Origin of the sequence: Streptomyces ureilyticus (assembly GCF_011045025.1) — a bacterium.
Classification (GTDB): domain Bacteria; phylum Actinomycetota; class Actinomycetes; order Streptomycetales; family Streptomycetaceae; genus Streptomyces; species Streptomyces ureilyticus.
Genome location: NZ_JAAKZX010000105.1, coordinates 13,488 through 32,574, shown reverse-complemented (window position 1 = coordinate 32,574; position 19,087 = coordinate 13,488). Strand labels below are relative to the sequence as shown.

Genomic DNA, 19,087 nt, shown 5'->3' with positions numbered 1-19,087 from the left:
GGGCTTCGCCCCGGACCCCGCTGGGGCTGCGCCCCTGGTCCCGGCCTCGGGGCTTCGCCCCCGACCCCGCCGGGGCTGCGCCCCTGGGCCCCCATCGGCCTGAACGGCCTCGTCCTCAAACGCCGGACGGGCTGAAAAAACGCTGGGCGGCCTGAAAAAGCGCCGGACGGGCTGCATGGGGGCGCCCGGAGAACACTGAATGGGGGGGCGCCCGGAGTACTCCGGGCGCCCCCCCATCCTCGTACCGCCGGAAATCAGCCGACCGCATCCTCCCGTCGCACCGACAGCAGATCCTCCAGCTGCTCCTCCCTGGCCTGAGCCGCCACGAACAGCAGCTCGTCGCCCGCCTCCAAGGAGTCCTCCCTCGTCGGGGTGAGGACCCTGGTGCCGCGGATGATGGTGACCAGGGATGTGTCCTCGGGCCATTCCACGTCGCCGACCCGGGTGCCTGCCAGGGCCGACTCCGGGGGGAGCGTCAGCTCTACCAGGTTGGCGTCGCCGTGGCTGAAGCGGAGGAGGCGGACCAGGTCGCCTACGCTCACCGCCTCCTCTACCAGGGCCGACATCAGGCGGGGGGTCGAGACGGCTACGTCCACACCCCAGGACTCGTTGAACAGCCACTCGTTCTTGGGGTTGTTGACGCGGGCGACGACGCGCGGAACGCCGTACTCCGTCTTCGCGAGCAGGGAGACGACCAGATTCACCTTGTCGTCGCCCGTCGCGGCGATCACCACGTTGCAGCGCTGGAGCGCCGCCTCGTCCAGCGAAGTGATTTCGCAGGCGTCGGCCAGCAGCCACTCCGCCTGCGGTACGCGCTCGACCGAGATCGCGGTCGGTGCCTTGTCGATCAGCAGGATCTCGTGCCCGTTCTCCAGCAGTTCGCCCGCGATCGAGCGGCCCACCGCACCGGCACCGGCAATGGCGACCCTCATCAGTGACCGCCCTCCTCGTCAGGGCCCTTGGCGAACGCCGCCTCGACCTTGTCCACGTCGTCCGTACGCATCATCACGTGCACCAGATCGCCCTCCTGCAGCACCGTCTGCGAGCTCGGCAGGATCGCCTCGCCAAGGCGGGTGAGGAAGGCGACGCGTACGCCGGTCTCGTCCTGGAGCTTGCTGATCCGCTGGCCCACCCACGCCGTCGAGGCGTGCACCTCGGCGAGCTGCACCCCGCCCGTGGGGTCGCGCCACAGCGGCTCGGCCCCCGCAGGCAGCAGCCGGCGCAGCATCTGGTCGGCGGTCCAGCGGACGGTGGCGACGGTCGGGATGCCGAGCCGCTGGTAGACCTCGGCGCGGCGAGGGTCGTAGATGCGCGCCGCGACGTTCTCGATGCCGAACATCTCGCGGGCCACCCGGGCGGCGATGATGTTCGAGTTGTCCCCGCTGGAGACGGCGGCGAAGGCGCCCGCCTCCTCGATGCCCGCCTCGCGCAGGGTGTCCTGATCGAAGCCGACTCCGGTGACACGACGGCCGCCGAACCCGGAGCCCAGTCGTCGGAAGGCGGTGGGGTCCTGGTCGACCACGGCGACCGTGTGCCCCTGTTGCTCCAGGGTCTGGGCGAGAGCGGAACCGACTCTCCCGCAGCCCATGATGACGATGTGCACGACCGTCCTTCCGATGTCAATTGTTACTGCTCATGGAGTTACCGCTGAGGCTGAACAAGCTCTCGAACAGGGTCTCAGACCGATGCCCAAGCTACACACGCACGGTCCGCTGAGGGCACCCCTGTGCATGCTCGCCCATGGCCCCGTCGTGATCAGCGGCGGCTGATGCTGCGGACGCTGGCGAGGGTCAGGACACCGAGCCCGAGGAGTGCGGCGGCGGCACCGATGAGTTCCGCGGTGGCTGGCGTCATGAGGTCTCCAGGAGGGGTGGGCGGCGAGGTTTTGTCATATAGACATGGGGACGCCGTCGGTGCCGGAACCCGCAGCATCACTCATCTCTCAATTCACTCGTAGGGCAGACGTCGGGTGGCGGGTGGGCGCCCCATACCCCGACGGCTTACGATCCTCAGCGTGTCCAAACTGACCGACCTGCCCAAACGGATCCTCATCGGGCGTGCACTGCGCAGCGACCGGCTCGGAGAAACGCTCCTGCCGAAGCGCATCGCCCTCCCGGTGTTCGCCTCCGATCCGCTCTCCTCCGTGGCGTACGCGCCGGGCGAGGTGCTGCTGGTCCTGTCCATCGCGGGCGTGTCGGCTTACCACTTCAGCCCCTGGATCGCGGTCGCGGTCGTGGTGCTGATGTTCACGGTGGTCGCTTCGTACCGGCAGAACGTGCACGCGTACCCGAGCGGCGGCGGCGACTACGAGGTGGCCAACACCAACCTCGGTCCCAAGGCCGGTCTCACCGTGGCCAGCGCGCTGCTCGTCGACTATGTGCTCACCGTCGCCGTGTCGATCTCCTCGGGCATCGAGAATCTCGGTTCCGCGATCCCCTTCGTGGTCGAGAACAAGGTGCCGTGCGCGATCGCCGTCATCGTGCTCCTCACGCTGATGAACCTGCGCGGGGTCAGGGAGTCCGGGAAGCTCTTCGCGGTTCCGACGTACGTCTTCGTGGTGGGCGTCTTCGCGATGATCGCCTGGGGCGCCTTCCGCGGTCTGGTCCTCGACGACACGATGAGGGCGCCTACCGCCGGCTTCGAGATCGAGGCGGAGCAGCAGGGGCTCGCGGGATTCGCGCTCGTCTTCCTGCTGCTGCGGGCCTTCTCCTCCGGCTGTGCGGCGCTCACCGGCGTCGAGGCGATCAGCAACGGCGTTCCGGCGTTCCGCAAGCCCAAGTCCAAGAACGCCGGGACCACGCTGGCGATGATGGGCCTGCTCGCGGTCACCATGTTCTGCGGCATCATCGGCCTGGCCATGGCGTCGAACGTACGCATGGCCGAGCACCCGGCGACCGACCTGCTGGAGAACGGCGTCGCGGTCGGTGCCGACTACGTCCAGAACCCGGTGATCTCGCAGGTCGCCGAGGCCGTCTTCGGTGACGGCAGCTTCATGTTCGTGCTGCTCGCCGCGGCCACCGCGCTGGTGCTCTTCCTGGCGGCCAACACCGCGTACAACGGCTTCCCGCTGCTGGGCTCGATCCTCGCGCAGGACCGCTATCTGCCCCGTCAGCTGCACACCCGCGGCGACCGCCTCGCCTTCTCCAACGGCATCGTGCTGCTCGCGGGCGCCGCCGGGCTGCTGGTGTGGGTCTACGGCGCCGACTCGACCCGGCTGATCCAGCTCTACATCGTCGGAGTCTTCGTCTCCTTCACGCTCAGCCAGACCGGCATGGTCCGGCACTGGAACCGCCACCTGGCCACCGAGCGGGACCAGGCCGTACGCCGCCGCATGTACCGATCCCGGGCGATCAACACCTTCGGCGCCTTCTTCACCGGGCTCGTGCTGGTCGTCGTACTCGTCACCAAGTTCACGCACGGCGCCTGGGTCGCGCTGCTCGGCATGGTGATCTTCTACGCGATCATGTCCGCGATCCGTAAGCACTACGACCGCGTCGCCGAGGAGATCGCCGCCCCGGAAGGGCCGAGCGACGACGTCGTACGCCCCTCGCGCGTCCACTCCGTGGTCCTGATCTCCAAGATCCACCGCCCGACGCTGCGGGCCCTCGCCTACGCCAAGCTGATGCGCTCGCACACCCTGGAGGCGCTCAGCGTCAACGTCGACCCGGCCGAGACCAAGGCACTGCGGGAGGAGTGGGAACGGCGCGGCATCGACGTACCGCTGAAGGTCCTCGACTCCCCGTACCGCGAGATCACGCGGCCGGTCATCGAGTACGTGAAGAACCTGCGCAAGGAGTCGCCGCGCGACGCGGTCAGCGTGATCATCCCCGAGTACGTGGTCGGCCACTGGTACGAGCAGTTGCTGCACAACCAGAGCGCGCTCAGGCTCAAGGGACGGCTGCTGTTCACACCGGGTGTGATGGTGACATCCGTGCCGTACCAGCTGGAGTCCTCCGAGGTGGCCAAGAGGCGGGCCCGGAAGCAGCAGGAGTGGAACGCGCCGGGTGCCGTGCGGCGCGGTCCCGCGGAGCAACGGCCCAAGGAGCCCAGCACCCCCAAGGGCTGACGGAGGCGTACGGAGTCGTACGGACTCGTGTCGAACGGCCGGGTGGCGTCCACGTAGACTGGTGGGCTGTTGTCCGGCCGTTCCTCTTTTCGCATCTGGAGTCACCCCGCCATGCAGGCAGAACCGAAGAAAACGCCGGCGGGGTCGCTCGTGGGGCAGGAGTACGAGGTCGAGATCGGGCCTGTCGCTCACGGCGGGCACTGCATCGCCCGTACGTCAGAGGGGCAGGTGCTGTTCGTCCGGCACGCGCTGCCCGGTGAGCGGGTCGTCGCGCGCGTGACGGAGGGCGAGGAGGACTCGCGCTTCCTGCGCGCGGACGCGGTGACCGTCCTGGAGGCGTCCAAGGACCGGGTCGAGGCGCCCTGCCCGTACGCCGGACCCGGCCGCTGCGGCGGCTGCGACTGGCAGCACGCCAAGCCGGGTGCGCAGCGGCGCATGAAGGGCGAGGTGATCGCCGAGCAGCTGAAGCGGCTCGCGGACCTGACGCCCGAGGAGGCCGGCTGGGACGGCACGGTGATGCCCGCCGAGGGCGACAAGGTGCCCGCCGGCGAGGTGCCGGCCTGGCGTACGCGCGTGCAGTACGCGGTGGACGACTCCGGGCACGCCGGTCTGCGGCGGCACCGTTCGCACGAGGTCGAGCCGATCGAGCACTGCATGATCGCCGCGCCGGGCGTCAGCGAGCTGGGCATCGAGCAGCGCGACTGGTCCGGGATGGAGTCGATCGAGGCGATCGCGGCGACGGGCTCCCAGGACCGCCAGGTGATCCTCACACCACGGCCCGGCGCCCGCCTGCCGATCGTGGAGCTGGACCGGCCGGTGTCGGTCATGCGCGTGGAGGAGAAGGACGGGGGCGTGCACCGCGTCCACGGCCGCCCCTTCGTGCGCGAGCGCGCGGACGACCGCACGTACCGGGTCGGCAGCGGCGGCTTCTGGCAGGTCCACCCGAAGTCCGCGGACACTCTGGTCAAGGCGGTCATGCAGGGCCTGATGCCGCGCAAGGGCGAGACGGCACTCGACCTGTACTGCGGCGTCGGCCTCTTCGCGGGCGCCCTCGCCGACCGCCTCGGCGACAAGGGCGCGGTACTCGGCATCGAGACCGGCAAGCGCGCGGTGGAGGACGCCCGGCACAACCTCGCCGCCTTCGACCGCGTCCGCATCGAACAGGGCAAGGTCGAGGCGGTGCTGCCGCGTACCGGGATCACCGAGGCCGACTTGATCGTCCTGGACCCGCCGCGGGCGGGCGCCGGCAAGAAGACGGTCGGGCTTCTGACGGGGCTGGGGGCGCGGCGTATTGCGTACGTGGCGTGCGATCCGGCGGCGTTGGCTCGGGACTTGGGGTACTTCCGGGAGGGCGGGTATCGGGTGCGGACGCTTCGGGCGTTCGATCTGTTTCCGATGACGTCGCACGTGGAGTGTGTAGCGATCCTGGAGCCAGCTGACAAGGGTGCCTGACCTGGTGTTTTGTGGCCAGGGTAGAGGGCTCGACCTGTTTCTCTCCGTACAGCGGTTCGAGCGGACGGCGTCCCTCGCAACCTTCCTGACCTGCGCATTCATGGGGGAGGCGCTGCATCGGAGGGCGCCGTCAAGGTCTCGTCAGATTTTCGACGCTCGCATGACGCTCGAAGCGGGAATCTCAACGTGCCGGACCTCCCCGGCCCGGGCCGCGCGGACCGGGCCATTCGCCCGGGCAGGGACTCCCGTACGTGTGTTCCGCTTCGCCTCCCCAGCGGCGGTGCGGGGCGTCAAGAGGTCTCGTCGCCGCGGTCAGTCTGCCGCCCTGCGGTATTCCTCCGTGGTGAGCGAGTTGGCCAGCCGCATCACTACCGGACCGAAGCGGTGCTGCTCGGTCAGGGTGACGCAGGCTAACCTGACGCTGTTCCCACGAAATGACCGCTTCCGCCGACCAGTTGCCCTCGGACGTTAGGAGCCCTCGGCTGTGCCGCCCACTTTGTATCGCGACACTGGTTACACGCTCCGGCACCTGATCGAGAACATCGAAGGCGGTCGTATCGGATTGCCAGACATTCAACGCCCGTTCGTCTGGTCTGCGGCGAAGACCCGCGATCTCTTCGACTCGATGTATCGGGGCTACCCGATCGGCACCCTGATGTTCTGGGAGACCGGCGCTGAGGTGGGGACGCGGCAGATCGGAACGGAAGCCGGTGATCGGGCACCTCAGCTGTTGGTCGTTGACGGGCAGCAGCGGCTCACCGCCCTGTTCGCTGTCCTCACCGGGCGCAAGATCGTCACTAAGTCTTTCGACGAGATCAACGTTCGTATCGCGTTCCACCCGGAGGACCAGACGTTCGAGGTCACGGACGCGGCGATCGAGCGTGACGCCCACTTTATTCCGGACATCACCGCGCTCTGGGCCCAAGGTGGTTACAAGCCCACCGTCCGGCAGTTCTTCCAGCGGCTCGAACAGGCCAGCGGCCAGCCCTTGTCGGACGCTGCCAAGGATGTGCTCGAAGAACGCGTAGACAGGGTCCGGGACCTGCACGAGTTCCGCTTCCAGGTTGTGGAGCTGGGTGCTTCGGCCAACGAGGAGCAGGTCGCCGACATCTTCGTGCGCATCAACTCCGAAGGCGTGAAGCTCAACCAGTCCGACTTCATCCTCACCCTGATGTCAGTGCATTGGGAGAAGGGCCGCCGCCAGCTCGAAGACTTCAGCCGCGGCGCGGTGGTCGCAGGACTCCCCGGTCCGAGCCCTCGAAACGCTTTTCTTGACCCCAGCCCGGACCAACTGCTGCGCGTAGCCGTTGCTGTCGCCTTCCGGCGCGCCCGGCTGCAGCACGTCTATAGCGTCCTACGAGGAAAGGACCTTGAAACCGGCAAGGTCACCGCCGCTCGACGGCAGGAGCAGTTCGACCGGCTCGCCCAAGCACACACGAAGGTCTTGGACCTGACGAGCTGGCACGAGTTCTTCCAGTGCGTCACGGCGGCCGGCTTCCGCAGTCGCAAGATGATCACCTCCGACAACGCCCTGCTGTACAGCTACACGATCTGGCTGATCGGACGCCACGACTTCGGACTGACGGTCGATGAACTCCGTCCCGTGATCGGACGGTGGTTCTTCATGGCGCACACCACCGGTCGGTACTCCAACTCGCCGGAATCACAGATGGAGTTTGACCTGGGGCGGATCGGCAGTCTGCCGCCAGGTGACGGCCGAGCCTTCACCGCGGAACTCGACCGGATCATCGCAGCGAACTTCACCGGCGACTACTGGGACATCTCCCTGCCGAACCGGCTGGACACATCCTCGTCGCGTTCACCCGTGCTGTTCGCCTACCAGGCGGCGCTCAACATCCTCGACGCCGAAATGCTCTTCGGCGACCAACGAATCCGTGATCTGCTGGACCCCTCAGTCCAACCCGCCAAGGCTGTCGACCGGGACAACCTGTTCCACCGCAAGGTGCTCGCCGGACTGAGTATCACCGACCGGCGCCAAGTCAATGCCATCGCCAATATGGCCTACGTGAGGTGGCCGGCAGACGAGCTGTCCAACACCGACGCACCACATGACTACTGGCCGAGAATCACGGGCGCAATGGACCCGGAGGTGCTCGAGCGGCAGGTACGGTGGCACGCGCTCCCGGTCGGCTGGGAACAGCTCGACTATTTGACCTTCCTGGAACGGCGGCGCCAGCTGATCGCCAAGGTCGTGCGGGAAGCGTTCGAAACCCTCACGGGGGAACGCCCTGCGTACCTCCCAACCACCCCGGCCGACATGATCGCCGCCGGCGAATCCCAGGGCACCGAGTTCAAGGCCAGCGCCCGCTGGAACGTGCACACCCGGCAGGCCGACAAGTCCCTACGGCACAACATCGTCAAGGCCGTCTGCGGCTTCCTGAACAGCGAGGGCGGAAACCTGTTCATCGGTGTCGCCGACGACGGAACCGCCCTCGGCATCGAGAACGACCTCACCACTCTGGAGTCGCAGGCCAACGTCGACGGGTATGAGCTCTTCGTACGCCAACTCCTCGACGGCAGCCTGTCGACCCCGACGGCGACCACCGTCCGCGTACACTTCCCCGAGATTTCTGGCAATGTCGTCTGTCAGATCAGCGTTGCCGCGGCAGGTAAGCCGGTGTTCGCCAAGCCCGCCAAGGGCGGCAGCGGCGCCACCGACTTTTGGGTCCGGGTCGGCAACGCCACCAAGCAACTCCATGGCGATGACCTCCTGCGCTACCAGGAGGAACACTGGGGATGAGTGTCCCTATGGCCAGCCCTCAGACCAGGGGGGAATGACCTCGAGCCTATCGCTGGTGTAGACCACGGTCCGGTTGCTGCAGAGAGCCTTGGGAGTCGCACTCACCAGACGGCGTGGCGACCTACACATTTGGGCACATCGACGGATGGCGCCGGTGGAGTCCGGTCGGCCTTCTCGCCTCCTCGTCGACCGGCTTGAACACGCAATAGCCCGCGCACCGCGGGAGCGGTCGCCAAGGAGCAAGCGCAGGCTGTCGGCCGTGACACTCGTTTGACCTGGACGCCGAAAAGCCGGGGCGAGAATCGATGGGATTGCTGTGACCTGCGCTTTTTCCGTAACCGGCACAGACCGACGTCATACCGATGATGCATCATGTGGAGTGCGTGGCGATTCTTGAACCTGCCGCGAAGGGCGTCTGACCTTCGGGTTCGCCAGCCCCCGTGCTGAAACCTCGTCATGGTTCCGTGAGCGGCGCTGCCTCCAGCGGTCCGTCTGAGGTACACCCGCACCTGGTTTCCCAGCAGTCACCGAACGCGCCGTCCGTGCCTCAAGTACACGCAGCTTGAGGCTCTTGGGCCGGACAGTGACCAGTGGCGGTCGGTACGTCAGGACGCCCACGCCCCGTTCACGCCCGCGGCACAGGGAGCATGGGATACCTATCCCGCATTGAATGATCTGCTGCCATGGACAGTGCCCGGTATCTTGCCGAAGCGGACGTGGGTCTACTCTCCGGACTCCGACATGCTGCGCTCCCGGTGGCGGAGGTTGACCGCCGAGACAGATATCACCGAGAAGCGTGCCTTGTTCAGGGAGACCCAGAGCCGTACCGTCGACCGACAGGTCAAGCCGCTCCCGGGCTCGGCACAGCGACCACGGTCAATGCTGGAGGCGGGCTCCGAGTGCCCGGAACCGGTACTTTTCGCCTTCCGTCCCTTCGATCGGCAGTGGATCATTCCGGACAACAGGGTCCTCGACAGATGCTCGCCACAGCTGTGGGAGAACCGGTCCGAGGGGCAGATACACATCGTGGAGCATCACTCCGGACGTTTCGGCGATGGCCCCGCCACGCTGTTCACCGCGCTGATGCCGGATATGGATCACTTCGCCGGCTGGGGTGGTGGCAGGGTGTTCCCCTTCCTGCAGAAGGACGGCACCCCAATGTGACCCCTGGTCTTCTCCAGCACCTTGGTAACTCCTTCGGCGGTCTGGCTGTCTCCGCCGAGGACTTGCTCGCGTACATCGCCGCGATCACGGCCCACCCCGGTTTCCGGTCCCGCTTCGACGACGAACTCACCACCAACGGCGTCCGCGTACCACTCACCGGCGATGCCGCGCTGTGGTCGGAGGCGCTGCACATCGGGCGGAAGGTGATATGGGCGTCCACCTTCGGAGAGAGGCTCGTGGACCCGGTGGCGGGGAGGCCCGGTACGCCCCAGGAGGTCTGGACGACCGCACAGCCGGCGATCACGTACCGGAGACAGGTCGGCAGGGACGAATTGCCCGAGAACTTCGTCCACGATCCCGACCGTCTCGAACTCCACTTCGGCCAAGGCGTTTGGGCCGGTGACTCAAGAGATGCGGGAGTACCAAGTCAGAGGACAGAACGTTCTCGACGGCTGGTTGAAACGCAGGACAGGACCGCCGTCCCGCAGAGCCGTCAGCGAGCTGGACCGCATCCGGCCCGAGCGGTGGTTACCTGCCTGGAGCGAGGAACTCCAGTACGTGCTGGCCGTCCTGTGGCATCTGGTCGAGCTGCAGTCGGCTCAGAATGAGCTGCTTGACCGTGTTCTCATGTCACCGCTGGTCAGCGTCGCCGAGTTGCAACGTCGGAACATTCTGCCCGTCCCGGACACTGCACGTCGTTCCGCTCCCGCACCAATACAGACCGACCCCATCCCCGGGACCGCGGGGATCGAGGCGCGCGAACCGCACGCTGTCAGGCCGCTCACCGCGGAGAGGGACTCTCCAGCCACCGCTCCGATGACGCGGTCACGGAGGAGCCGAGAAACCGGCGCTAGGCAGGCAGCCCGCAGGAAGCGACAAGATCCGTAAAGTTGCTGCCTGCCCGTGTCATGGGTGGTCGTCGGAACGCCGTCGGTGGGTTGGGCTGTCTCGACGCCATCTGTGTGCATCTTCTGGCTCTTGCTCTGATCGCCTTCAGATGTGACCTCATCCGGAAGTGATCAGTCGATGTCCGGATCGTTGGCCTCTTCGAGGAGACGGGTCGCGAGGTCGTCGGCCCACTCCACGGCCCCAGGTGCGGAGAGCGGTGATGGCGGCGTCATCGAGGCCGTAGGCGGCGAACGCCTCGTCGTCGGTCCACTCGGCGCCTGTGAGGTTCGACTGCAGATCCTCGCGTTCGAAGCGGCCGCGGGCGTGGCGGCGGCCGAACTCCTCGAGCTCGGCATTGGACCAGCGTCGCGAGGCCGCGAACACGTCGATCAGATCGCGGGGCGCTCCGCGGGCGGCCAGGGCGCGGACCTTGGTCCCGATCACGTCCTCCTCCGCGAGGACGGGCCCGTATGGGCTCTGGGCGACCGGCCGCCAGAAGATCTCCTTGAGGATGTCGACCTCGCAGTTCTGCCCGGTGGCCGGGTCGGTCACGGTGAAGCGGGCGGACAGCGGGGCGGTCTCCAGCGCGTGCACCTGCCAGCCGCGGGCTTCCAGGCCGGCGTGGAGCGTGGCGGCGATGTCGGCCATGGGCGCCGGGTTCTCGGTGGCGACATCGAGGTCCTGGCTGGGGCGGTTGATGAGGTGGTGCGCCCGCACGGCGTATCCACCGGTGAGAACCAGGGGATACGGGGAGCCGAGCGCGATCACATCCGCCATGAGCCGCGTGTGCAGCTCCGGCATGTCCGTCACGCGGCCGCCCGGGTGCGGGAGGCGAGCTGGGGGAAGGCGTCTTCCCATACGGTGCGCACGGTGCGGCCGACGAGGGTGCGCAGCACCGGCCACAGCTGGAGGAGCAGGTCCTGGTTGAGGTAGCGGGGCAGGTCCTCGCGCAGGCCTTCGTGCAGGACGGTGCGGTACAGGCCCATGCGCTGGCGGGGCTTGCCCAGGTCGTACGAGGTCATCCCGGACCAGGCCATGTGCAGCGGCAGCTCCACGACACCCTGGGTCGGGCCATGCAACTCGTCCAGCGACTCCGGCAGGCGCCGCCGGAACTTCTCCCGGTACAGCGCGAGGTCCTCGGCGACCGCGCCCGAGAGGTCCCTCGGCGCGGGGGCGGCGTGCTGTGGGCTGGAGGACATGGGTCCATTATGGCGGCCGGAGAAGTGGCGCGGGTCATGATGCGCGAGCCTGCGGAGCGAGCGAGAGCAGGCTCGCGCAGGCGAGCTGGTCGTGGCACCTGTTTCGCTCGAAGGGGAGGAACGAATTGTTGGTCATGACGCTATGACGCGACGGACCGGTACGTGGTGCATCGCGACACCTGGCACCTGTCCGCGGTTGGCGGTGACGACGGTGACCGGCCCCGGCTGGCGCAAGGCGACGGCGGCAAGAGCCGCGTCGATGGCCCGGGACGTACGTGCATACGTTGCGCGCCTCGATATGGAAGCGGCCATGGCGCTGATGCCGAGCTGAAGGTCGTCTGTGAACCGGACACCCGTGCGGCACTCGTCGCGCACCCACTGGGACTGGCCGTCGTAGTCCAGCGAGTAGACAGCGTCCCCCTTCGCGCTGCGGTTCACCGCTGTCCCTGCTCGGGCGGCGCCTCGACCGGCTCACCGGCGGCCACTCGCCGGGCGCGGGCCAGCTCCGCGTGCTGACGCTCGATCTCCCGGATCTCGGCTTCTGCCTCGGCCAGCTCCTCCTCGGTGACCGCGCCGTACTCCTTCTCCATCCAGTTCTCCATCCAGGCGACCGCTTCCCCGAGCCGGTCGTGCTCCCACCGGCGCTCTATGGCGCGCGTGACACAGCCGCTGAACCCACGGTGTCCCACCTTGGCGCGGATGGCCTCGGCCAGTTCTTCGGGGAGCGTGACGGTGTACTTCTTGGTCGCCATACCGTTGACCATGCCGATGGCTCGGAAGGGGGCCAACCAGGCGGGACTGGGTTCACGCGATCGAGACCCGCGCCGCGTTCGCGAGTTGACGGGCCGGGAGTGCCCCGCAGAGTCGCGGCCGCCGGCTGGGGACTAGCGTCGTGGCTGTCGTCAGTAATAACCGGCAGCAACATCCAGGGAGCAGACATGGCCAAGATACTTTTCGTGATGACCGGCGCCGATCAGTGGACGCTGGCCGACGGCAGTACGCACCCCACCGGTTTCTGGGCCGAGGAGGCCACCGTCCCCTACGGGGCGTTCAAGGCCGCCGGTCACGAGATCACCGTGGCCACGCCCGGCGGTGTCGTCCCGCCCGTCGACTCCGCCAGCCTGAGCCCTGAGGCCAACGGGGGCGCGGAGAACGCGGCGGCGGTTCGGGGTGTCGTGGAGGGGGCCGCGGAGTTTCGTAGTCCGGTCGCGCTGGCCGATGTACGCCTCGATGACTTCGACGCGGTGTACGTCCCTGGCGGGCACGGCCCGATGGAGGACCTGGCGGTCGACGCCGACTCCGGGCGGCTCCTAGCTCGGGCGGTCGAGCGCGGCATGCTGGTGGGCGTGGTGTGCCACGGGCCTGCCGCGTTGTTGGCTGCGACGAAGGACGACGGTGCCAACGCATATGCCGGTTACCGGGTCACCGCCTTCACGAACGCCGAGGAACGCCTGGCCGGCACCGCGGAGAAGGCCCAGTGGCTGCTCCAGGACCGGCTCACCGAGGCCGGGCTGAAGGTCGAGGTCGGAGAGCCGTGGGCGCCGCACATCGAGGCCGACCGCAACCTCGTCACCGGCCAGAACCCGGCCTCTTCCGGCCCGCTCGCGGCCGAGCTGCTCAAGAGGCTCGGCTGAGCAGAACAGGGCCGGAGAGGGCCGACCAAGGCCGACCACGACCAACGCACCGTATATACAGGGAAGTTGACGTCATGACCGACCAGCTCACCGTGGGCGTCCTGGGCACGGGCATCATGGGTGCCGCGATGGCCCGCAACCTCGTCAAAGCCGGGCACACCGTCCGCGCCTGGAATCGCACCCGCGCCAAGGCCGAGCCGCTCACGGCCGATGGGGCGCAGATCGCCGGTACTCCCGCCGAGGCGGTGACCGGTGCCGATGTCGTCCTGACCATGCTGTACGACGGGCCGGCCGCTCTGCAGGTCATGCGCGAGGCGGCGCCCGCGCTGCGTCCGGGCATGGCCTGGGTGCAGTCCACCACCGCCGGGATCGAGGGCGTCGGCGAGCTGGCCGGCTTCGCCCGCGCCCACGAGCTGGTCTTCTACGACGCGCCCGTGCTGGGCACCCGGCAGCCCGCCGAGGCCGGCCAACTGCAGGTCCTGGCCGCGGGGCCGGTCGAGGGCCGGGGCGCGGTGGCTCCCGTTTTCGACGCGGTCGGCGCCCGTACGGTGTGGACCGGTGAGGACGGCGCGGCCGGCAGCGCGACGCGGCTGAAGCTGGTGGCGAACAGCTGGGTTCTCGCGGCCACCGCGGCGACCGGTGAGGTCCTCGCGCTGGCCCAGGCGCTGGGCGTGGACCCGCAGAGTTTCTTCGACGTCATCGACGGCGGCCCGCTCGACATGGGGTATCTGCGGGCCAAGGCCGGGCTCATCCTGGGCGATCAGCTCTCCCCGGCCGCGTTCGCGGTGGCGACCGCCGCCAAGGACGCCAGACTGATCGTCGAGGCGGGCGAGCAGCACGGCGTACGCCTCGATGTCGCCGCCGCGAGCGCCGCCCGCATGCAGCGCGCCGCCGCCCAGGGCCACGCCGACGAGGACATGGCCGCCGCGTACTTCGCCAGCTTCGACGCCGACTCCGAACGCGATGCCGCACCCGGCGAGGACGCGTCCACTTGAGGCCGCGCACAGCCGCGTACTCAGGACCAGGCGGCGTACTCAGGCCCCGGAGTCGTACTCAATCCCCGTCACGGCCCCGTCACCCCGTCACTGGAAACCCCCTCGTGCGGAACACCTTCCGTTCCGCGTCCACCGCGAACACCTCGCAGTCGTCTCGCGCGGCGGCCCAGTCGATGCCCTCCGGGCCCATCGCGAAGGCCGCCGTTGCCGTGGCGTCGGCCTGCGTGAGGGACGGGGCCACGACCGTCACGCTGAGGAGGCCCGTGGCCGGGCGGCCGGTGCGACCGTCGATGATGTGGTCGCCCCGTTCGTAGCGTGCGGAGGTCGCCACGGCTCCGTCGTTCACGTCCAGGACCGTGCACAGCTTGTCGAGCTGCTCGGGGTGCCGTACGCCCACCCGCCACGGACCGCCGGCCGCGACCACGTCGCCGCCGGCGTTCAGGCAGAACCGGGACGCGCCGGTCGCCGCCACCAGGTCCGCGGCCCGCTGCACCGCCCAGCCCTTGACCATGGCGCAGGGGTCGAGGCCGCGACCGGGCAGCCGTACGTCGAAGGCGCCCCCGGTCGCGACCCGGTACCGCTCGCACAGGTCGAGGATCTCCGCCAACTCCGGGCTCACCTCGCTCAGTTCGAGCTCACCACGGTCGAGCCGCGACACCTCGCTGCCGGGCCTGAAGGGGCTGAACCGTTCGTCGACCTCGCGCAGCCAGGCGAAGGCCCGGTCCGCGGCCTCGGCGGCGTCCCCCTCTCCCTCGTCCATCCGTACGGAGATCGGGAACCCCATGATGTGCTCGACCCGGCGCACGCTCAGCCCCTCAGCCCTTCACGTCGATCGCGGCCTGGAGGGACTTGACGTAGCCCTCGCTGGTGATCGTGGCGCCGGACACCGTGTCGATGTCGGCGCTCTGCGCCTCGAGGGTCTCCTCGATCAGCTTCGGCACGGCGGCCTCGGTCTGCGGGTGGTTCGGCTGCTGCAGCATCCGTACGGAGCTGATCGTGTCGCCCTCGAAGGTCACCTCGACCTGCACAGGGCCCTTCTCGGTGTTGAGCGTCGACCCCGCGATGACCTGGTTCGACGTGCCCGAGCCGGAGGACCCCGAGCCCGAGGAACCCGAAGAGCCCGAGCCCGACGAAGCAGCCGCGGAAGGCGTCGAAGCCGGGGCCGCGACCTCGGTGCTCGACGACGAGGTGTCGCTCGACGGTGCGTAACGCCAGACCGGGATCAGGGCCGCGACGCTCAGGGCCAGGACAGGAAGTGCTCGCTTCATGGTGTCGTTCCCCTTATCCGGCCAGGCTGAAGCGTTCGAAGTGGATCTGCTGCTTGGGCACGTCCAGGTCGCGCAGGGTGCGCAGGACGGCGCCGGTCATGCCGGGCGGGCCGCAGACGTAGACGTCCCGGTCGGCGATGTCCGGGACGAGCCGGGTCAGTTCGGCCGGCGCCAGCTTGTCCGGGGTGGCCGGGCCGCTGACCAGGAACAGGTGGGCGCCCTTGGCGTGGGCCAGTTCGCGCAGTTCGTCGTAGAGCACGGCGTCCTGGTCCGTGGCCACCCGGTAGATGACGGCGGCGTGGCCGTGCAGGTCCTCCAGCAGGGCCCGGATCGGGGTGACGCCGACGCCGCCCGCGATGAGCAGGGCGTCGGGCCGGGTCCGGTGCATCGTGGTGAAGGCGCCGTACGGGCCCTCGGCGAACACCCGCGTGCCGACCTTCAGATGCCGCAGCGCCTTCGTGCCGTCGCCGGCCGCCTTCGCGGTCAGCCTGAGGCTCCGGCCGTCCGGGGCGGCGGACAGCGAGAAGGGGTTGGCCTGCCACCAGCGGCCCTTGGTCATGAACCGCCACAGGAAGAACTGGCCGGCCCGCGCGGGCAGCTTGTCCAGGTCGCGGCCGGTGATGTAGACCGACACGACGTTGTCGGACTCGGGGACGACGGCCGAGACGCGCAGCTGGTGCCGCAGGTTGCGCCACAGCGGCAGTACGAGCCGGCCCACGAAGACCGAGCCGAGCGCCACGCCCCACAGCGCGTACCAGTACGCCGTGGCCGTCGAGTTCGTCGTGAAGGTCGTGCCCACCGCGACCTGGTGCGTGAACGCCAGCACCACCGCGACGTATGTGTAGAGGTGGATGAAGTGCCAGGTCTCGTACGCCAGCCGGCGCCGGGCCCAGCGTGCCGAGACCGCGCCGATGACGATGATCAGCACCAGGGCGACGATGGCGCGCAGTACGCCCTCGACGGTCTCGGCGAGGTCCACGAGCTGGCTCACCGGGTCCATCGACGAGGACTGGGCGTAGCCGAAGGTGATGAACACGCCGTGCCCCAGCAGCGACCACAGCAGACCGAAGCCGACCCAGCGGTGCCAGGAGGTCAGCCGGTCCATGCCGATCCGGTGGTCGAGCCAGGGCAGCCGGGCGACGAGCAGCAGTTGGAAGGCCATGAGGAGGGCGGCGTACAGGCCGGTCAGCCGCCCCAGCAGGAGGAGGGCGTTCGAGGCGAGCCCGGACTGGAAGAAGAAGGCGGTCACCACCGCGACGTTCGCGGCCAGCAGGGTGTACAGGCCGGTGCGGGCCACCACCTTGGGACGTATCGCCGGTGTGGGGGGTCTGACGTGCTGGACAGTCGTCACGGGACGGCAACTCCTCGATCAGTGATCCGGGGATACCGAGCCTGCCTGGTGAGAGCTGTCGTTTAGCTGTCTGACAACTTTCAAGTTTTTATCGATGTGAGTCTGGAGGGCGGACGGCTATGGGCGCCGGGCGACAGGTGAAGCACTATGAGCGGGTGGAAAAAGTACGTCTTCTCGTGGTGGACGACGATCCGCCCATCGCCGACCTGGTCGCCACCGTCGCCCGCTACGAGGGCTGGGACGCGGTCACCGCGTACTCCGGTGAGGAGGGGCTGCGCCAGGCCGCCGAGTTCCATCCCGACATCGTGGTGCTCGACCTGATGCTCCCCGACCTGGACGGATTCGGTGTCCTGGACCGGCTCCGGCTGTCCGGGACGATGGTGCCCGTCGTGTTCCTCACCGCCCGCGACGGCGTCGCCGACCGGATCGCGGGGCTCACCCGGGGCGGCGACGACTACCTGGTCAAACCGTTCGCGGTGGAGGAGCTCATGGCCAGGCTGCGCACCGTACTGCGCCGCAGCGCGGGCCCCGGCTTCCAGCGCTCCGTGCTCCAGGTCGCCGACCTGACGATGGACGAGGACACCCGCGAGGTGCGGCGCGGCGAGAAGCTGCTCACGCTCACCCCGACCGAGTACGAGGTGCTCCGCTACCTGATGCGCAAGTCACCGACCGTGCTGACCAAGGCGCAGATACTCGACCATGTCTGGGAGTACGGCTTCGGAGGCCGCTCCAACGTCGTGGAGCTCGTCGTCAGCCGGCTGCGCCGCAAGCTCGACGGGCCTGACGACGGCGCCGACGGCCGGACACCGCTGATCCACACCGTGCGGGGCGTCGGGTACGTGGTGCGGCAGGTCGCCGAGTGATAGCCCGGCTGAAGGGGACCTACCGCAGGCTGCGCCTGGGCACCCGGCTCGCGCTGGGCCTGGGTGTGCTGTCCCTGATGGTGTTCGCGGTCGTCGGTACGGGGCTGACGACGTACATGCGGGACTACCTGTCGACGCAGCTCGACGAGCAGCTGGCGCAGGGACAGATCGCCCAGTCCAAGAACATCGAGGAACACGGCACGCTCACGGGAAAGAAGTACTACAGCTGGTTCTACGCCGTGTACGACGTGTCGGGCGGCAAGCCCGTCCTCCGCAAGCCCGAGGACCCCGGCGACCTGCCGAAGGACGTCGACAGCTTCACCGCCGTGGCCCGGGCGCAGATGTCCTCGGACACGGAGGTCCTGCGCACCGACGATCTCCAGGGCAAAGGCAGCTACCGGCTGCGCGCGTGCGAGTTCGAGCCCGGCACCATCCTGGTCAGCGCCGCGCCCATGGACGGCATCGACGACACGGTGGGCCGGTTGATCGTGATCCAGGCCGTCGCCTTCGGGCTCGCGCTTCTCGCCCTCGTGGTGTCGGGCCGGGGAATGCTACGGCGAGGCCTGAAGCCCCTCAGCGACATGGCGCACACCGCGCGCGGCATCACCTCGCACGACCTCACCGACTCGGCACGGCTGCCGGTACGCCACGACGGGCGCAGCGGCGGCCCCGAGGTCGAGGAGCTGCGCACCGCGTTCAACACGATGCTGGAGCACATCGACGACTCGCTCGCCGTCCGCACGGAGGTCGAACAGCGGCTGCGCCGCTTCGTCGCCGACGCCTCGCACGAGCTGCGTACGCCCCTGATGTCGGTCCGCGGCTACGCCGACCTGTTCCAGTATGCGGCGGCCAACGATCCCGAGGAGCGGGACAAGCACCTGGCCCGGCTGCGCACCGAGGCCGCGCGGATGGGCGTACTGCTGGACGACCTGCTGCTGCTCGCCCGCCTGGACGCCGCCGATGTGGAGGCGCCGCTGCGGCTGGAGGAGGTGGACCTGGTGGAGCTGGTGCAGCAGGCCGCCGACGCGTTCCGCGCGGGCCGGACGGACCACCCGCTGACCGTCACGGTCCCTCCCGACCCGGTACGGCTGCGCCTCGACCCCCTGCGCCTGAGGCAGGTGCTGGACAACCTGCTCTGCAACGCCGCCGTGCACACCCCGGCCGGGACGAAGGTGTCGGCCGAGGTATGCGTCGAGTCCGGCATGGCGGTCGTACGGGTCGCCGACGCGGGACCCGGCATCCCGGCCGCCGACCAGCACCGCGTCTTCGACCGCTTCTACCGCGTCGACAAGGCCCGCAGCCGCGACCGGGGAGGCAGCGGTCTCGGCCTCGCGGTCGCGCGCTCATTGGCCCGCGCCCACGGCGGCACCCTCGATCTGACGAGCTGCCCGGGCTCGACGACGTTCACGATCAGGCTTCCGCTTGGCCGGACGGGCTGAACGTAAA

Annotated in this window: 15 protein-coding genes and 2 pseudogenes; 8 read left to right on the top strand and 9 right to left on the bottom strand. The window is 68.8% G+C overall.

Going from position 1 to position 19,087, the window contains the following annotated elements; genetic code table 11:
• Positions 1-254 precede the first annotated feature (254 nt).
• Positions 255-932, bottom strand: a complete 678-nt coding sequence (locus G6048_RS28205; protein ID WP_033318827.1) for a potassium channel family protein — start codon at positions 930-932, stop codon at positions 255-257.
• On the bottom strand, positions 932-1,603 hold the full coding sequence (locus G6048_RS28200) for a potassium channel family protein (RefSeq protein ID WP_165342402.1): 672 nt from the start codon (positions 1,601-1,603) through the stop codon (positions 932-934). The genes G6048_RS28205 and G6048_RS28200 overlap by 1 nt, the downstream gene beginning before the upstream one ends.
• 411 nt (positions 1,604-2,014) lie before the next feature.
• Between G6048_RS28200 and G6048_RS28195 the strand changes: the two genes are divergently transcribed.
• From G6048_RS28195 to G6048_RS28180, 4 genes and pseudogenes are all read left to right on the top strand, one after another.
• Positions 2,015-4,066, top strand: coding sequence for an APC family permease (locus tag G6048_RS28195; protein ID WP_165342401.1), 2,052 nt, complete (start codon positions 2,015-2,017; stop codon positions 4,064-4,066).
• A gap of 111 nt (positions 4,067-4,177) precedes the next feature.
• Entirely contained in the window at positions 4,178-5,518 is a 1,341-nt protein-coding gene (locus tag G6048_RS28190) for a class I SAM-dependent RNA methyltransferase (RefSeq protein WP_165342400.1), read from the top strand.
• Positions 5,519-6,002: 484 nt separating this feature from the next.
• On the top strand, positions 6,003-8,279 hold the full coding sequence (locus G6048_RS28185; RefSeq protein WP_165342399.1) for a GmrSD restriction endonuclease domain-containing protein: 2,277 nt from the start codon (positions 6,003-6,005) through the stop codon (positions 8,277-8,279).
• Between the two features lie 690 nt (positions 8,280-8,969).
• Positions 8,970-10,051, top strand: a pseudogene (locus G6048_RS28180) (type ISP restriction/modification enzyme).
• Positions 10,052-10,462: 411 nt separating this feature from the next.
• On the opposite strand, the pseudogene G6048_RS28175 reads toward G6048_RS28180, so the two are convergent.
• The 4 genes and pseudogenes from G6048_RS28175 to G6048_RS28160 all read right to left on the bottom strand — a co-directional run bounded on the left by G6048_RS28175 (position 10,463) and on the right by G6048_RS28160 (position 12,282).
• Positions 10,463-11,132: pseudogene (locus G6048_RS28175) on the bottom strand (nucleotidyl transferase AbiEii/AbiGii toxin family protein).
• 5 nt (positions 11,133-11,137) lie between these two features.
• On the bottom strand, positions 11,138-11,530 hold the full coding sequence (locus G6048_RS28170) for a hypothetical protein (protein ID WP_165342398.1): 393 nt from the start codon (positions 11,528-11,530) through the stop codon (positions 11,138-11,140).
• Between the two features lie 132 nt (positions 11,531-11,662).
• Entirely contained in the window at positions 11,663-11,968 is a 306-nt protein-coding gene (locus tag G6048_RS28165) for a hypothetical protein (RefSeq protein WP_328827190.1), read from the bottom strand.
• Positions 11,965-12,282, bottom strand: a complete 318-nt coding sequence (locus G6048_RS28160) for a hypothetical protein (protein ID WP_165342397.1) — start codon at positions 12,280-12,282, stop codon at positions 11,965-11,967. The genes G6048_RS28165 and G6048_RS28160 overlap by 4 nt, the downstream gene beginning before the upstream one ends.
• Positions 12,283-12,468: 186 nt before the next feature.
• On the opposite strand from G6048_RS28160, the gene G6048_RS28155 reads away from it, so the two are divergent.
• Together G6048_RS28155 and G6048_RS28150 are read left to right on the top strand one after the other, a co-directional pair.
• Entirely contained in the window at positions 12,469-13,164 is a 696-nt protein-coding gene (locus tag G6048_RS28155; protein ID WP_165342396.1) for a type 1 glutamine amidotransferase domain-containing protein, read from the top strand.
• A gap of 74 nt (positions 13,165-13,238) precedes the next feature.
• Complete coding sequence (locus tag G6048_RS28150; protein WP_165342395.1) at positions 13,239-14,159, top strand: NAD(P)-dependent oxidoreductase; 921 nt, start codon at positions 13,239-13,241, stop codon at positions 14,157-14,159.
• A 79-nt stretch (positions 14,160-14,238) separates the two neighbouring features.
• Here G6048_RS28150 and G6048_RS28145 read toward each other — a convergent pair whose 3' ends face one another.
• The 3 genes from G6048_RS28145 to G6048_RS28135 are packed head-to-tail and all read right to left on the bottom strand — an operon-like array spanning position 14,239 to position 16,778.
• Positions 14,239-14,964 (bottom strand): FAD:protein FMN transferase, encoded by a 726-nt coding sequence (locus G6048_RS28145; RefSeq protein ID WP_165342394.1) that lies wholly within the window; start codon positions 14,962-14,964, stop codon positions 14,239-14,241.
• Between the two features lie 10 nt (positions 14,965-14,974).
• On the bottom strand, positions 14,975-15,427 hold the full coding sequence (locus G6048_RS28140) for an FMN-binding protein (protein WP_165342393.1): 453 nt from the start codon (positions 15,425-15,427) through the stop codon (positions 14,975-14,977).
• Positions 15,428-15,440: 13 nt separating this feature from the next.
• Entirely contained in the window at positions 15,441-16,778 is a 1,338-nt protein-coding gene (locus tag G6048_RS28135) for a ferredoxin reductase family protein (protein WP_328827185.1), read from the bottom strand.
• 119 nt (positions 16,779-16,897) lie between these two features.
• On the opposite strand from G6048_RS28135, the gene G6048_RS28130 reads away from it, so the two are divergent.
• Together G6048_RS28130 and G6048_RS28125 are read left to right on the top strand one after the other, a co-directional pair.
• The gene (locus G6048_RS28130) at positions 16,898-17,641 is read left to right on the top strand and encodes a response regulator transcription factor (RefSeq protein ID WP_165342392.1); all 744 of its coding nucleotides are present in this window, start codon (positions 16,898-16,900) and stop codon (positions 17,639-17,641) included.
• Positions 17,638-19,080 carry a sensor histidine kinase gene (locus G6048_RS28125; RefSeq protein WP_165342391.1) on the top strand — a complete coding sequence of 481 codons (1,443 nt, stop codon included), beginning with the start codon at positions 17,638-17,640 and terminating at the stop codon, positions 19,078-19,080. Before G6048_RS28130 ends, G6048_RS28125 begins: the two co-directional genes overlap by 4 nt.
• Positions 19,081-19,087 lie beyond the last annotated feature (7 nt).